The following is a 471-nucleotide window of genomic DNA, read 5'->3' on the forward strand; positions in this document are numbered from 1 at the left end:
GCTGTTTATCAAAACGCTGGATGGTATGCAGCCCACCCCTCGTGCCCAACAAATGGAAGCTACCGTAGCAAAGGGGATGTTTTACTTTGATCAGGCTATCTACGGCAACCGAGAATTTATACCCGCCTCTTCAAAGCGCGAATTCCGCGTCAGCCTCGTGGATTATATGAGCCAGCAGCTGCAGCCCAAGCTCATTCAACACTCGTTGATACATGCGCCTGACGTCTGCTTCAACATGCTCTCTACACGCATTGCCAGTGCCGACGATGCACAGGAGGTCATTCAGGCCAATGATATCGACTTGGCCATTGTGCAATTTGAAACCTTACCCCTCACCCCATATCACGAATATTTGTGTGATGACGTGATTGGCTGTGTAGGCGACGCCACCTACTACGGCTCGGGCAGCGCCATCAGTCTGGAGACGTTTTTAGGCGCGCCGCAGGTTGCGCTCTCTCACCGAGAGGATAG

1 protein-coding gene is annotated in these 471 nt (G+C 52.7%); it reads left to right on the forward strand.

Annotation, left to right across the window (positions count from 1 at the left end):
* Positions 1 to 471: hypothetical protein (locus RMT89_RS41075; RefSeq protein WP_315888856.1), on the forward strand; the 471-nt coding region annotated here is incomplete at both ends.

This window comes from Streptomyces sp. P17 (assembly GCF_032436805.1).
Taxonomy (GTDB): Bacteria; Actinomycetota; Actinomycetes; order Streptomycetales; family Streptomycetaceae; genus Streptomyces.